1 protein-coding gene is annotated in these 634 nt (G+C 68.0%); it reads left to right on the forward strand.

Going from position 1 to position 634, the window contains the following annotated elements:
• Nucleotides 1-4: 4 nt before the first annotated feature.
• Nucleotides 5-634, forward strand: a 630-nt coding sequence (locus ADK67_RS10390) for an endo-1,4-beta-xylanase (RefSeq protein WP_231648111.1), incomplete at its 3' end; no start/stop codon positions are given.

Consider the following 634-nt stretch of genomic DNA (forward strand, 5'->3'; position numbering starts at 1 on the left):
CGTCATCCAGATGCACAGCAAAGCCACCGGCAACCTCTCCCAATGGCGCGACTGGACCACCCCCACCCTGACCGACGGCCCCACCAGCACCACCACCACCACCACCACGACTACGACCACCACCGACACGACCACGGACCCGACCACGACGACCACCACCACGACCACGACGCCGCAGCCCGGCCCCGGCACCACCCTGGGCACGGCGGCGAACCGCACCGGTCGTTACTTCGGCACGGCGGTCGCGGCGAACAAGCTCGGCGATTCGACCTACACCGGGATCCTGAACCGCGAGTTCGACATGGTCACGGCCGAGAACGAGATGAAGATCGACGCGACGGAGCCGTCGCAGGGCCAGTTCAGCTACGCCAACGCGGACCGGATCGTGAACCAGGCGATCGGCCAGGGCAAGCGCGTCCGCGGCCACACGTTGGCGTGGCACTCGCAGCAGCCGGGCTGGATGCAGAACATGTCGGGCACGGCGTTGCGCAACGCGATGCTGAACCACGTCACGCAGGTGGCCACCTACTACCGGGGCAAGATCTACGCGTGGGACGTGGTGAACGAGGCGTTCCAGGACGGCAGCTCCGGCGCGCGGCGTGACTCCAACCTGCAGCGCACGGGCAACGACTGG

The organism is Saccharothrix sp. NRRL B-16348 (assembly GCF_001280085.1).
GTDB lineage: Bacteria > Actinomycetota > Actinomycetes > Mycobacteriales > Pseudonocardiaceae > Actinosynnema.